Origin of the sequence: Amycolatopsis vancoresmycina (genome assembly GCF_000716785.1) — a bacterium.
In the GTDB taxonomy this organism is placed as follows: Bacteria; Actinomycetota; Actinomycetes; order Mycobacteriales; family Pseudonocardiaceae; genus Amycolatopsis; species Amycolatopsis vancoresmycina.
In genome coordinates, this window is record NZ_JNYY01000001.1 from 78612 (window position 1) to 92984 (window position 14373).

Sequence of the window (14373 nt, forward strand, 5' to 3'; positions counted from 1 at the left end):
AGGAGACATGACCGACACGAAGGAATGGACGTTCCCGGCCTCGTTCGGGCAGGAGCGGATCTGGCTGTCCAACCAGCTCGACCCGGCGTCCCCGGTGTACAACCTCCCCTGCCAGGTGCGGCAGGACCTCCCCCTCACCGAAGGGCAGTGGCGGGCCGCGCTCGGCGTGGTCGTCGGGCGCCACGAAGCCCTGCGGACCACCTTCCGGATGGACGGCGCCGACCTCGTCCAGGTGGTGCACGCCGACGTCCCGATCGGGTTCGAGGTGCACGACCTGCGCGGCCTCCCGGACCGGGAGGCGCGCGCGACCGAGCTGTCGGAGGCGATCGCCCGCCGCCCGATCCCGCTGGACACGGCCCCGCCGTGGCGGGCGCAGCTGTGCCGGCTCGCCGACACCGAGTGGCTGCTGACCTTCGTCGTGCACCACACGGTGTTCGACGCCGGCTCGGCCGTCGTCCTGGCCGCGGAGCTCGACGAAGCGTGCAACGCGGCCGCCGAGGGACGGCTGCCGAAGCTGCCGGACCTGGCCATCCAGTACCCCGACTACTCGGCATGGCAGCGCGGCCAGCTCCCGGCGGTCCAGGCGCAGCTGGACTACTGGCGCGAGCGGCTCGCCGGACTCCCGCCGGTGCACAGCCTGCCCACCGACCGGCCGCGGCCCGCGGAGTTCGGGTTCGACGGCGACCAGGTCGACTTCGCCCTGCCCGACGGCCTGCTCGACCGCGTCGGCGAGGTGGGCCGCACGCTGTCGGCGTCGCCGTTCATGGTGCTGCTCGCCGCCTACACCGCGGTGCTGTCCCGGCTGTCCGCGGCCACCGACGTCGTGGTCGGCGTGCCGGTCGCGGGCCGGGACCTGCCGGAGCTGGCGCCGCTGATCGGCATGTTCGTCAACCAGCTCGCCATCCGCGTCGACCTCGGGGGCGAGCCGTCGTTCGCCGGCCTGGTGGGCCGGGTCCGCACCGCGGTGCTGGACGCGATCGAGCACGGCCGGGTGCCGTTCCAGCTGGTCGCCGAGGCGGTCCGGCCCGAGCGCGACCCGGCCGTGCAGGCGGTCTACCAGCTCGGCTTCAACTTCATCCCCGACTCGGGCATCGAGCCGGTCCGCTACGCCACGGCCAAGGACGACGTCGCCATCGACCTGACCGCGGTGAACGGCCGCCTGCTCTACCGCACCGACCTGTTCGACCGGGCGACCGCGGAGTCCGTGGTGGACCGGTTCCTGCGGCTGCTGACGGCCGCCGTCGCGGACCCGGCCGTCGCGGTGGCGGACCTGCCGCTGCTGTCGGACGCCGAGCGCGTCCAGGTCCTGGACGAGTGGAGCGGTTCGGCCGCCGAAGACGCCCCACTGGTCGTCGCGTGCTTCGAAGAGCAGGTGCGGGCGACGCCGGACGCCGTCGCCCTCGACCTCGGCGGGGTCCGGCTCACCTACGCCGAGCTGAACGCGCGGGCCAACCGGGTCGCGCACCGCCTCGGTGCCGGCGGCGTGGTCGGCGTGTGCGCCCCGAACTCCGCGGACCTGGTCGTGGGCATCCTCGGAGCGCTCAAGAGCGGCGCGGCCTACGTCCCCTTGGATCCGGCCAGCCCGGCTGCCCGGCAGGCCCTCGTCCTGGCCGACGCCGGGGCGCGGCTCGTGCTCACCGCCGGGGACGTGCCGCTCGACGGGGAAACCCTCGCGCTCGACGACCCGGCGGTGTGGTCCGGGTCGTCCGACGAGAACCCCGCGCGGCCGGGCCCGGACGACATCGCCTACGTCATCTACACCTCCGGCTCGACCGGGCGGCCGAAGGGCGTCCGGATCGGGCACCGGGCCCTGGCCACCTACCTGGGCTGGGCGCGCGAGGCGTACCCGAGCTTGACGGGCCGCGCGCTGCTGCACACGTCGGCGTCGTTCGACCTCACCGTCACGACGCTGCTCGGCCCGCTCACCGCCGGTGGGTCCATTGTGGATGCCGGACGGCCGGACTTCGTCAAGGCCACCCCGACGCACCTCGCTGTGCTGCCGGAGGAGTCCTACCCCACCGGAGACCTGGTCGTCGGCGGTGAGGCGCTGCTGGGCGAAGCCGTCCGGCCGTTCGCCGGGATCGCCGTCACCAACGAATACGGCCCGACCGAGGCGACGGTCGGCTGCATCGCCCACCGCCTGGCGGGACCGGTCGACGGGCCCGTCCCGATCGGGCGCCCGGCCCCCGGCACCCGCGCCTACGTCCTCGACGACCGGCTGCGGCCGGTCCCGCCGGGCGTGGCCGGGCAGCTCCACCTCGCCGGCGCGCAGCTCGCCGACGGCTACCTCGGGCTGCCCGAACTGACCGCGGAACGGTTCCCCGACGGTCCCTTCGGGCGGATGTACGCCACCGGCGACCTCGCGCGCTGGCGTCGTGACGGCACCCTCGAATACCTCGGCCGGACCGACGACCAGGTCAAGCTGCGCGGGTTCCGGATCGAGCCGGGCGAGGTGGAAGCCGCCCTGAAGGAGCTGCCGGAGATCCGGGACGCGGCGGTCGCGGTCCGCGAAGGAACGCTGGTCGGATACGTCGTCGGCACCGCGGACGGCGCGGCCGACGCGTTGCGCGTCACCCTGCCGGAGTACCTGGTGCCCACGGTGTTCGTCACCCTCGACGCGCTGCCGGTCGCGGCCAGCGGCAAGCTCGACCGGGCCGCCCTGCCGGACCCGCAGCTCGGCGGGGGCACGGAGTACGTGGCGCCGGGCACCGCGGCCGAAGAGCTGGTCGCCGAGGTCCTCGGCGAGCTCCTGGGCGTGGAGAAGCTCGGTGTGCACGACGACTTCTTCGCCCACGGCGGGAACTCGCTGCTGGCGATCCGCGCGATGGTCCGCATCCGCAAGCAGGTCGGCGTCGACCTGCCGGTGCGCGGGCTGTTCTCGTTCACCACGGTGGCCGAGCTGGCCGCGGAGGTCGAACGGCGGCTGGCCGACGACCTCGACCGGCTCAGCGACGAAGAGGTCCGGGCCCAGCTGGCCGAAGGCGGCCCGGCGTGACGACGATCGACGAAACGAGCAGCGCGGCCGCCCGCCGCGCGTTGCTGGAACAGCGGCTGCGGCGGCGCGCGGCGCCCGCCGCCACCATCACCGCGCGCCCGGCCGATGACCCGGTCCCGCTGTCCTACCAGCAGGAACGCGTCTGGTTCATGGAGCAGTTCGCGCCCGGGACCACGTCGTACCACATCCCGGTGCCGATCCGGCTCACCGGCCGCCTCGACACCGCCGTGCTGCAGGCCGCCCTCGACGCGCTCCCGGCGCGGCACGAGGCCCTGCGGATGCGGTTCCCGGCCGGGGACGACGGGCAGCCGTCCGTCCACATCGAACCGGTCGCCACTGTGCCCTTGTCCATTGTGGACGCGGGTAGTGAGGACGCGGCCCGGGCGGCGGTCGACGCCGCCGCGGCCGAACCGTTCGACCTGGCCGCCGGGCCGCTGCTGCGCGCCACCCTGGCCCGGATCTCCGACGACGAGCACCTCCTCACGGTGTGCACGCACCACATCGTCGGCGACGGCTGGTCGGTCGACCTGCTCCTGCGCGACCTCGCGGCGCACTACCACGGCACGGCGGCTGCCCTGCCCGCGCTGCCCATCGGCTACGGCGACTTCGCGCACTGGCAGCGCCGGACGCTGACCGGCACCGAACTGGACCGGCAGCTCGACCACTGGCGGGCCGCGCTCGACGGCGTCGAGCCCCTGGAGCTGCCCGCCGACCACCCGCGGCCGGCGACCCAGACGTTCGACGGCGCCATCCACGAGTTCTTCGTGGAGCAGGACATCGTCCGCGCCCTGGGTGCCCTGAGCCGCGAGCACGGCGTCACGCTGTTCATGACGCTGCTGGCCGCCTACCAGGTCCTCCTCGCCCGGTACTCGGGACAGGACGACTTCGCCGTCGGGTCGTCGTCGGCCGGGCGCGGGCTGCCCGAGCTCGAAGGCGTGGTCGGCATGTTCATCAACATGCTCCCGCTGCGCGCCCAGCTGGCGGGCGACCCGACCTTCGCCGAGCTGCTGGCCCGGACCCGCCGGCACGTGCTCGACGCGTTCGAGCACGCCGAGGTCCCGTTCGAGCGGCTGGTCAACGCCCTCGGCGTGCCGCGGGACGTGAGCCGCTCACCGGTGTTCCAGGCGATGTTCGTGCTGCAGAACTACGAGATGGGCCGGATGGGGGCGGCCGGAACGTCCGAAGTGGACTTCCGCTGGCTGCCGATGGACCTGCCCTCGACCCGGTTCGACTTCGAGTTCCACGCGATCGAGATCGAGTCCGGGTTGATCGGCAAGTTCGTGCACAACACCGCGTTGTTCGGCGCGGAGACCGTCGCGGGCATGGCCGGGCGCCTGGTGACGCTGCTGCGGTCGATCGTCGCCGACGCCACCCGGCCGGTGTCCGAACTGGACATCCTGGGCGACCAGCGCGACCTGGTCGTGAACCGCTGGAACGCCACCGCGGGCGAGATCCCGCCCGGCACGCTGCACTCGCTGGTCGAGGCCCAGGCCGCCCGGACGCCCGAGGCACCCGCGCTCACGTTCCGGGGCGAGTCCCTGTCCTATCGGGACCTGGACGGGCGCGCCAACCGGCTCGCCCACCGCCTGCGCGAGCTCGGCGTCGGCCCGGGCACCCTCGTCGGCGTCTTCGCGCAGCGGTCGTTCGAACTCGTCGTCGCGCTGCTCGGCGTGCTCAAGGCCGGGGGCGCGTACGTGCCGCTCGACCCGGAGTACCCGGCCGACCGGCTCGCGTTCATGCTCGAAGACGCGGCCGCGCCGGTCGTGCTCACGCAGGCGGCGCTGCGCGGGACGCTCCCGCCGGGCGACGCCACGGTCGTCGTCCTCGACGACCTGACCGGGCCGGTCACGCCCGTGGAGCCCGTGGCGAGCGCGGACGACCCCGCGTACGTCATCTACACCTCGGGCTCGACCGGACGGCCGAAGGGCGTCCCGAACGGCCACCGCGGCATCGTCAACCGCCTCGACTGGATGCAGCGCGAATACGGCCTCGACGGCTCGGACGCGGTGCTGCAGAAGACCCCGGCGAGCTTCGACGTCTCGGTGTGGGAGTTCTTCTGGCCCCTGATGACCGGCGCCCGGCTGGTGCTCGCCGAGCCCGGCGGCCACAAGGATGCCGCCTACCTGCGGGAACTCCTCATCGGCGAGGGGATCACGACCGCGCACTTCGTGCCGTCGATGCTGACGTTGTTCCTCGCCGAACCGGGCAGCGAGGCGATCCCGGCGTTGCGGCGGGTCGTGTGCAGTGGCGAGGAACTGCCGCTGGACACCGCGCGCGAGTTCGTCCGGCGGCTGCCGCACTGCGAGCTGCACAACCTGTACGGGCCGACCGAGGCCGCGATCGACGTCACCGCCTGGCACTGCACACCCGAGGCCCTCGCCGAGGTCGCGTCCGTGCCGATCGGGGCGCCGATCCGCAACCTGCGGATCTACCTCCTCGACGAGCGCGGCAACCCGTGCCCGGTGGGTGTGCCCGGCGAGCTCCACATCGCCGGCGCCGGCCTGGCGCTGGGCTACCACAACCGGCCAAAGCTGACGGCCGAACGGTTCGTCACGGACCCGTTCCACGGCGGCCGGATGTACCGCACCGGCGACCTCGCGCACTGGCGCGCCGACGGCACGATCGCGTTCCTCGGCCGCCTGGATCACCAGGTCAAGCTGCGCGGGCTGCGTATCGAGCTGGGCGAGATCGAGGCCCGGCTGCGGGAGCAGCCCGGGGTGGCCGACGCGGTCGTGCTCGTCCGGGAGGACACGCCGAGGGACAAGCGCCTGGTCGGGTACGTCGTCGGCGATGCCGACCCCGGCGCGCTGCGGACCGCGTTGAAGGAGACGCTGCCGGACTACATGGTCCCGCCGTCGTTCGTCACCCTCGATGCCCTGCCGCTGACCCCGAACGGCAAGCTCGACCGCAAGGCGCTGCCCGCGCCGGTCGCGGCCCGCGACGCGAGCACGGCCCTGGTCGAGCCGTCGACGCCCCTGGAAGTCCTGCTCGCCGACATCTGGCGGGACGTGCTCAAGGTCGACGAACTCGGCGTCGGCGACGACTTCTTCGACCTCGGCGGCCACTCGATGCTCGCCACCCAGGTCGTCGCCCGGATCGCGAAGGCCGGGCACCAGGCGGGCGTGATGGACCTGTTCCAGCACCGCACGATCCGCGAGCTGGCGGTCTTCCTCGACGGCGACCGCGACGACTCCGGACACCTGCTCTACGAGCTGACCAAGCCGGTCGCGAAGCCGACGCTCACCTACGTCTGCTTCCCGTACGGCGGCGGCAGCGCGATCGTCTACCAGCCCCTCGCCGACGCCCTGCCCGGCGGGTATTCGCTGTTCTCGGTGGCGATCCCCGGCCACGACGTCGGCCTGTCCGAAGAAGCGGTGCCGTTCGACGAACTGGTCGAGCGGCTGGCGGAGGAGGTCCTCGAGCGCATCGACGGCCCCCTGGCCATCTACGGCCACTGCGGCGTCGGCAACGCCCTCGCGGTCGGCGTCGCCCGGCGCTTGGAGGAGCGTGGCCGCGAGCTGGAGGTCGTCCACATCGGGGCGATCTTCCCGTTCGCGCGGATCAAGGGCGCGGTCGGGACGCTGCGCACGCGGCTGGAGAAGCTGCGCAGCAACCGGTACTACGCGAACTGGCTCAAGGGCATGGGCGTCGACACCGACGACCTCGACCCGGCACAGGCCGACCGGATCATCAGCAACATGCGGGCCGACAGCCGCGCCGCCGAGGAGTACTTCAGCGGACTGCTCGACGCCCGCGTCGCCAAGCTGCGCGCGCCGATCGTCTCGGTCGTCGGCTCGGAGGACCCGGTCACCGACTACTACGCCGAGCGCTACCGCGAGTGGGAGTTCCTCACCGACCGGACCGCCCTGGTCGTGCTGGACCAGGCCGGGCACTTCTTCCTCCGCTACCGCGCGGAGGAACTGGCGGAGATCCTCACTCGCGTGTACCCGGCGCTCGACGAGCCCGGTGACCTGCACGTCTCGGCCCGGGGCGAAGACGCGGGCTGGGCGGTGCACGACACGCACACGTCCACAGTGGACGAGAAGCCCGCGGTGCAGCCGAGCATGGCCCGGTTCGTCACGGTCACCGTCGGCCAGCTGGTCTCCTCGACGGGCTCGGCGCTGACTTCGTTCGCGGTGCCGATCTGGCTGTACACGAAGACCGGTTCGGTCACCGACCTCGGCCTGCTCTGGGCGCTGGCGCTGTTGTGCGGGGTGCTGGTCCTGCCGGTGGCGGGTGCCCTGGTCGACCGCGGCGACCGGCGTCGCATCATGATCGCGGCCAGCGCGATCGCCGGGGTCATCCAGCTTGCGCTGGCCTTGCTGCTGACGGCCGGGAACCTGCAGCTGTGGTTCCTGTACGTGCTGATCCCGCTCGGGTCGGTCGCCGGGTCGATCCAGCGGATCGCCTACCAGTCGTCGGTGGCGCAGCTGGTGCCCAAGCAGTACCTCGGCCACGCGATGGGGCTGGCCCAGCTGTCCAACGGCTTCGCGCAGCTGCTCATGCCGGTGATCGCGGCCGGGCTCCTGGCCGCGATCCAGCTGTCCGGGATCCTGGTCCTCGACATGGCCAGCTACGTCTTCGCCATCGTCAGCCTGCTGTTCGTCCGGTTCCCCGACCTGCTCGGCTGGCGTCCGCGCGAACCGCTGCTGACGGCGATCGCGGGCGGGCTCAAGTACTCCTGGAACCACCGCGGCTTCCGCACGATGCTGCTGTACTTCGCGCTGGCGAACGTCTTCCTGGCGCCCGCGCTGGTGCTCGTCTCCCCGCTGGTGCTGTCCTTCGGCACGGTCACCGAGGTCGCCCAGGTCGCCCTCGCCGAAGCCGTCGGCGCGGTGGCCGGCGGCATCGGCATGGCCCTGTGGGGCGGCCCGCGCAAGCGGCGGATGGTCGGCGTCCTGGCCGGCAACGTCGGCATCGCGTTGGGCAGCCTGGTGATGGGCCTGCGGCCGTCGCTGGCCGTCGTCGCGGCCGGGGTGTTCCTGCTGGCCGCCGCGATGGCGGTGTCCCAGGGCATCTACGCGACGCTGGTGCAGGTCAAGGTGCCGCAGCGCTACCACGGCCGGGTGTTCGCCATCAACCAGACGATCACCTGGTCCACCCTGCCGATCGGGTTCGCGGTGCTGGCGCCCCTGGCCGTCGGCTGGTTTTCGCCGCTGCTCGCACCCGGCGGCGCGCTGTCCGGGTCGGTCGGCACGGTTATCGGCACCGGCGAAGGCCGCGGTGTCGGGCTCGCTTACGTCGTCTACGCGCTCATCCTGCTGCTGATCAACGTCGGCGGGTTCGGCATCCGGCTGCTGCGCCGGTTCGACACCGAAGTGCCCGATTCGCTGCCGGACGACCTCGTCGGCGCGCAGGAACGGGAGCGCAAGCTCGCCGGGAAGGAGGCCGCGTGAGCACCGTGGTGCTGATCAGGGAAGCCCGCGGGCACTGGGTCGGCGAGGTCGCCGCGGCGGTGCACGCGGCGGGCCACCGGGCGGTGCTGCTGGCGCCGCCGGTCGACGCGGCCGAACGTGTCTCCCTCGCCACGCTCGTGGACGAGGTGGTCGCGGTCGACGACGTCTACGACGCCGAAGCCGTCGCCGCGGCGATTCGCTCGGCCTACGGGACACCTGCCGCCGTGCTGACCGGCTCCGACGGGGCCATCGCGAGCACCGCCCGGGTCGCCGAGCTGCTCGGCGTGGCGCGGTGCCCGGCGTCGGTGTTCGCCCGGTGCGCGAACAAGTTCGCGGTCCGGGAAGTGCTGGGCGGACCCGCGTTCGCGTTGATCTCCTCGGCAGCGGAGGCCGCGGAGGTGGCGGCGCGGGTCGGGCTGCCGGCGATCGTCAAGCCGGTCAACGGGGCCGGGAGCAACCTCGTGCGGACGGTGTCCACTGTGGACGAGCTGGCGGCGGCGTACGAGCTGCTGGCCGCGCGGCTGCCCGAGTCCGCGGACCTGCGGTACCGCCGTCCACTGGGGACACTCGACCCGGCGAAGACGTTCCTCGTCGAAGGGTTCCTCGACGGGCCCGAGTACGCGGTGGACGTGCTCATCCGCGACGGCGTCGCCGAACCGGTCGAGATCCTCGACAAGCCGCTGATCGACGAGCGCAAGTTCGAGCTGGTGCTGTCCTGCCCGCCGGCCGGGCTCTCGGACGAACGGGCGGCGCTGGTCACCGCCGCGGCGTCCTCGGCCGTGCTCGCGCTGGGGCTGGACAACACGGTCGCGCACGTCGAGGTCATCGACGACAAGCAGCGCGGCCCGACGATCGTCGAGGTCAACGCGGGCCGCCCGGCGGGTTCGATCATGCCGCTGCTGGCCAAGCTGCGCACCGGCATCGACGTGTTCGCCGAGCTGACCGCCCTCGCGCTGGGCGCGCCGCCGCCCGCGCGCGAGCCCGCGAAACTGCCGATTCCCCTCGCCATGCTGATCCTCTACGCGGCCGGGTCCGGCACCCTGACCGGGATCGGCGGCCTCGACGAAGTCGCCGCGCTGCCGGAGGTGATCGACGTCGTCACGACCGTCTCGCCCGGCCAGGTGCTCAGCGACGAGCAGGAGACGTACGCGGTCAACCTCGTCGTGGCCGGGTTCGCCGACCACGAGGACCTCGCGGCCCTGCACGCCGAAGCGAGCAAGCTGATCCGCCTGGAGGTCGTGTGAAGACCGCGTTCATCGTGCGCGAGACGCGCGGGCACTGGATCGCGGATTTCGCGGCCGCCGTCCGCGGGGCCGGGTGGCGGGCCGAGCTCGTCACCGAGCCACTGGACGACGCCGAGCGGGCCGCGCTGGACCCGCTCGTGGACGGGTTCGTCGTCGTCGAGGACGTCCGGGACGTGCTCGCTGTCACCGGCGCGCTGCGGGACCGGGGGCCCGCGGCCGTGCTGACCGGGGCGGAGGGGATCATCGCGAGCACCGCCCAGGTGGCCGAGCTGCTCGGCGTCGCGCGCTGCCCGGCGTCGGTGTTCACGTGCGCGCACAACAAGTTCGCCGTCCGGGAGAAGCTGGCGGAGGCGGGCCTGCCGGGGCCGCGGGCCGCGTTGTTCGCCGACCCTTCTGAGGCCGCGGCGATCGCCGAGCGGGTCGGGCTGCCGGCGATCGTCAAGCCGGTCAACGGCGCCGCCAGCACCCTCGTCCGCACAGTGTCCACTGTGGATGAATTGGTGGCCGCGTATCACCTGCTGGCCGCCCGGCTGCCGGAGAACGCGGACGCGCGCTACCACCGTCTGCTGCCCGGGGGCATCGATCCGCTGCGGGTGTTCCTCGTCGAGGGCCTCCTCGACGGACCGGAGTACGCGGTGGACGTCCTGGTCCGCGACGGGGCCGCGGAGACCGTCACCGTGGTCGGCAAGCCGCTGATCGACGAGCGGAAGTTCGAGCTGGGCATGGTCTGCCCGCCGTTCGGGCTGTCCGGGGAGCGCGCGGCGGCGATCCGGGCGGCCGCGGCCGACGCGGTCCTCGCGCTGGGTCTCGACCAGGCGGTCGCGCACGTCGAAGTGATCGACGACGCGGGGCTCGGGCCGGTGGTCGTCGAGGTCAACGCCGGCCGCCCCGCCGGGGGAGCGCAGCCCGCGCTGCTGAAGCTCGCCACCGGCATCGACGTCACCGCCGAGGCTGTTTCGCTCGCCCTCGGCACCCCACCGCCCGCGCGGGGCACCGGGCTGCCGGTGCCGGTCGGGTACCTGATCGTCTACGCCGAGGGCTCGGGGCGGCTGGTGCGCGTCGACGGCACCGGGGAGGTCGCGGACCTGCCCGAAGTCCTCGACGTGGTCACCATCGTTTCCCCTGGCCAGGTGCTCACCGACGACCAGGAGATCTACGCCGTGAACGTCCTCGTCGCGGGCTTCGCCGACCTCGACGACCTGGCCGCGCTGCACGCCGAGGCCACCAAGCTGATCCACTTCGAACTGGAGGAAGCATGACCGCCGATCTCGCGGCGCCCTCGGGGCAGCTGCAGGGCAACGAGCACACGAAAATCGCCGTCTTCGGCGCCGCGGACTTCGCGGCGGTGGAGGCCCAATTGCCGCAGCTGCAGGCGCACCTGCGCGACCACGGCGCGATCCTGCTGCGCGGCCTGCCCACCGACCTCGACCTGTTCAACGCGGTCACCGAGACGATCGGCGGCGCGCTGCTCACCTACACCGAGCGCTCGACGCCGCGCTCGGCCGTGGCGGGCAACATCTACACCTCGACCGAGTACCCGCCGGCCGAGTCGATCCCGATGCACAACGAGAACTCCTACTCGGCGAGCTGGCCCGCGCGGCTGTTCTTCCTCTGTGACACCGCCGCGGAAACCGGCGGCGCGACGCCGATCGCGGACAGCCGGGCGGTGTACCGGCTGCTGCCGGAAGACCTGCGCGAGCGGTTCGCGGGCGGCGTCACCTACACCCGCGCGTTCCGCGAAGGGCTCGGACTGACCTGGCAGGAGGCGTTCCAGACCGACGACCGCGCGGCCGTCGAGGACTACTGCGCGAGCCACGGCCAGACGCACCAATGGACCGAAGAGGGGCTGCGCACCCGGCACGTCCGGCCGTCCTTCGCGACCGAACCGCACACCGGCGACACCGTGTGGTTCAACCAGGCCAACCTCTTCCACGTCTCCAGCCTCGGCGAAGAGGTCAGCGAGGCGCTGCTGGAGCTGTACCCGGAGGAGGACCTGCCGCGCAACGCCTACTTCGCCGACGGCAGCCCGATCCCGGTCGCGGACCTCGAAAAGATCCGCGCGGTCTACGACGAAGTCAGCTACGCGTTCCCGTGGCAGACCGGCGACATCATGGTGATCAACAACATGCTGATGGCGCACGGCCGCGAGCCGTTCACCGGCAAGCGGCGCATCCTGGTGGCGATGACGGGATGACCGCCCCGGTCGTGGTGCTGCTCGCCCACCCGCGGCCCGGCAGCTTCAACCACGCGCTCGCCTCGCGGGTGGTGGACGCGCTGGACCGGGCCGGGGTGCCGGTGCGGTTCCACGACCTGTACGCCGAAGGCTTCGACCCGGTCCTGACCGCGGAGGAGGCGTACACCAGCGGGGCGAGGGCGGAGGAGTTCCTCGCCGCCGAACCGGACCCGCTGGTGCGGCGCCACCGCAGCGAGCTGCGCGAGGCCGGCGGGCTCGTCGCGATTCACCCGAACTGGTGGGGCAAGCCGCCGGCGATCCTCAGCGGCTGGCTCGACCGGATCCTCGTCCCCGGCGTCGCCTACCGCCTCGACGACGCCGGCGGTGCCCCGGAGTCACTGCTGTCCCTGCGGCGGCTGCTGGTGGTGAACACCTCGGACACGACGGAGGAGCGCGAACGGACCCTGTTCGGCGACCCCCTGGACGCGATCTGGCGGCGTTGCCTCGCCCCCTACCTCGGCGAGCCGGAGGTGACCCGCCTGGTCCTGCGGGTGGTGGCCGACGCGGACGCGGCCCAGCGGACCGCGTGGCTCGACGACGTCTCCGCTGCGGTGCGGCGGCTCTTCGGTTAGCTCTGCCGGAAGGCGTCGAGGGCCAGTTTCGCCGCCTGGGCGAGCAGCCGGTCGTCGTGGCCGGCGTCCTTGCCCTGGCGGCTGGACATGACCACCAGCACGATCGGCGCCCGCCCCGGCGGCCAGACGACGGCGATGTCGTTGCGCGTGGCGTAGCTGCCGGTGCCGGTCTTGTCGGCGACGGCCCAGCCCGCCGGCGCACCCGCCCGGATCAGCGCGGCGCCGGTCGTGTTGGCGCGCATCATGTCCGTGAGCACGGCCCGCTTGTCCGGTGGCAGCGCGGATCCGAGGGTGAAGGCCCGCAGGCTGCCGGCCATCGCCCGCGGCGTGCTCGTGTCGCGGACGTCGCCGGGGGCGAGGTCGTTGAGGCCGGGTTCGATCCGGTCGACGTGGGTGGTCGTGTCGCCGACCGCGCGCAGGGCACCGGCGAGGCCCGCCGGGCCACCGAGCTCCCGGAACAGCAGGTTCGCGGCGGTGTTGTCGCTGTAGCGCAGGGCGGCGTCCATCGCGTCGCGCAGCGAGATGCCGGTGCCGACGCGCTTTTCCGTGACCGGCGAGTTCGGCTGCAGGTCGGCGCGGGTGTAGGTGAGGGTTTTCGCGAGCCCGTCGAGGCCGGTCCGCTGGAGTACGGCGGCGGCGGAGAACGCCTTGTGCGTCGAGGCGTAGCCGAAGCGCTCGTCGGCGCGGTGGGCGAGCTCTCGGCCGGACCCGGTGTCGACGGCGTACACGCCGAGGCGGGCGTCGAAGTCCCGTTCGAGCGGGGCGAAGTCCGGCTGCGGCGCGGTGACTGCGCTTGTCGCCGGGGCCGTCGTCGGTGTCGGTGCTTCGGCGGTGCAGGCGGTGAGCGGCACGAGGACCAGCGCGGCGAGCGCGGCCCACCGGGCGTGGGGGAACGGCACTGAACCTTCCTTTCGTCGTGATCTTCCGCAGTGTTGCCCGGTCGCGGTCATGCTGTCCAAGACGGAAACGTGCGGTTCGATGCAGAACCGGCATAGAGTGCGGTGGTGGACCTGGTCGGCGGCTGCAGGGCGTTCGTGAGCGTGAGCGAGACGGGCAGTTTCACGGCGGGCGCGGCACTCGCGCACATCCCGCAGCCGGTGGCGAGCCGCCGCATCGCGGCCCTCGAGCGGCACTTCGGCGAGCGCCTGTTCGACCGCTCGACCCGCCGCGCCCGCCTGACCCCGTTCGGCCGCGAGCTGCTCCCGGCGGCCCGCCGCCTGGTCCAGCAGGCCGAGACGCTGGAGCACGACGCGAAGCGCGCCCGGCTGCACCCGATCCGGGTGGCGGTGCCGTCGACGTGCGGGGTGCGCGAGCTCGCCGAACTGGCGGCGCAGGCCCGCGCGCTGGAGGTCCACCTGGAGTTCCGCGCGGCGGAGCCGGGGGAGCGGGCGGAGCTGGTCCGCACGGGCGAGGCGCGGGTGGCGCTCACGGCGGTCCCGGCGGAGGAGGGCGTGTGGCCGGTACCGCTGGGCCTGGCCGGGGTGACGCCCCCACCGGGCCGGGTGGTGTTCCTGGAGACGCTGCGAACGGGCCGCGCGGCGACGGGGCGGCGCCGGGTGTGGATCCAGCCGGAGGACGACGTACCGCACGTGCGCGACCGGGTGCTGCGGATCCGCGACGCGGTGGGTTTGTCCCCGGCCCAGGTCCAGGTGGCGGCTTCCCTGACGGCGGCGGTGGCGGAGGTGTTCGCCTCGGCGGACTTGCTGCTGTGTTCGGCGGCGCAGGCCGAGCAGCTGGGGTTGGCGTGGCGCGGGATCGGCGAGCTCGCCCTGGCCCGGGGATACGGGGTGGCGGCGGTTCCGGGGGAGAACACGGACCGGCTGCGGACGACCTTGAGGCAGGCGGTCGGCCGCTGCTTGGGGGCGGAAGGGTGAGCGCGGAGGTTTCGGTGCTCGGCGGCCGCGGGACGGCGACGGGCTCAGCTCTGGCGGCT

Annotated in this window: 8 protein-coding genes; 7 read left to right on the forward strand and 1 reads right to left on the reverse strand. The window is 73.2% G+C overall.

All coding sequences use genetic code 11. The annotated features are described in order from the left end of the window. Positions 1-7: 7 nt before the first annotated feature. From OO60_RS00330 to OO60_RS00355, 6 genes are read left to right on the forward strand one after another with little or no spacing between them, the layout of a single operon-like run. Positions 8-2995: a non-ribosomal peptide synthetase gene (locus tag OO60_RS00330; protein WP_003058755.1), complete on the forward strand. Its 2988-nt coding sequence runs from the start codon at positions 8-10 to the stop codon at positions 2993-2995. Further along, on the forward strand, positions 2992-8391 hold the full coding sequence (locus tag OO60_RS00335) for a non-ribosomal peptide synthetase/MFS transporter (RefSeq protein WP_003058757.1): 5400 nt from the start codon (positions 2992-2994) through the stop codon (positions 8389-8391). The genes OO60_RS00330 and OO60_RS00335 overlap by 4 nt, the downstream gene beginning before the upstream one ends. After that, complete coding sequence (locus OO60_RS00340) at positions 8388-9635, forward strand: ATP-grasp domain-containing protein (RefSeq protein WP_003058760.1); 1248 nt, start codon at positions 8388-8390, stop codon at positions 9633-9635. The genes OO60_RS00335 and OO60_RS00340 overlap by 4 nt, the downstream gene beginning before the upstream one ends. Beyond that, positions 9632-10894 (forward strand): ATP-grasp domain-containing protein, encoded by a 1263-nt coding sequence (locus OO60_RS00345; RefSeq protein ID WP_003058764.1) that lies wholly within the window; start codon positions 9632-9634, stop codon positions 10892-10894. Before OO60_RS00340 ends, OO60_RS00345 begins: the two co-directional genes overlap by 4 nt. Next, a complete protein-coding gene (locus OO60_RS00350; RefSeq protein ID WP_003058767.1) occupies positions 10891-11829 on the forward strand; it encodes a TauD/TfdA family dioxygenase in 939 nt (312 codons plus the stop codon). The genes OO60_RS00345 and OO60_RS00350 overlap by 4 nt, the downstream gene beginning before the upstream one ends. Then, a complete protein-coding gene (locus OO60_RS00355) occupies positions 11826-12440 on the forward strand; it encodes an NAD(P)H-dependent oxidoreductase (protein WP_003058771.1) in 615 nt (204 codons plus the stop codon). The genes OO60_RS00350 and OO60_RS00355 overlap by 4 nt, the downstream gene beginning before the upstream one ends. On the opposite strand, the gene bla is transcribed toward OO60_RS00355, so the two are convergent. Next, positions 12437-13339, reverse strand: coding sequence for a class A beta-lactamase (bla, locus tag OO60_RS00360; RefSeq protein WP_003058774.1), 903 nt, complete (start codon positions 13337-13339; stop codon positions 12437-12439). The two genes, OO60_RS00355 and bla, sit on opposite strands and share 4 nt — an antisense overlap. A 105-nt stretch (positions 13340-13444) precedes the next feature. On the opposite strand from bla, the gene OO60_RS00365 reads away from it, so the two are divergent. Then, positions 13445-14314, forward strand: a complete 870-nt coding sequence (locus OO60_RS00365; protein ID WP_033260861.1) for a LysR family transcriptional regulator — start codon at positions 13445-13447, stop codon at positions 14312-14314. Positions 14315-14373: the final 59 nt, after the last annotated feature.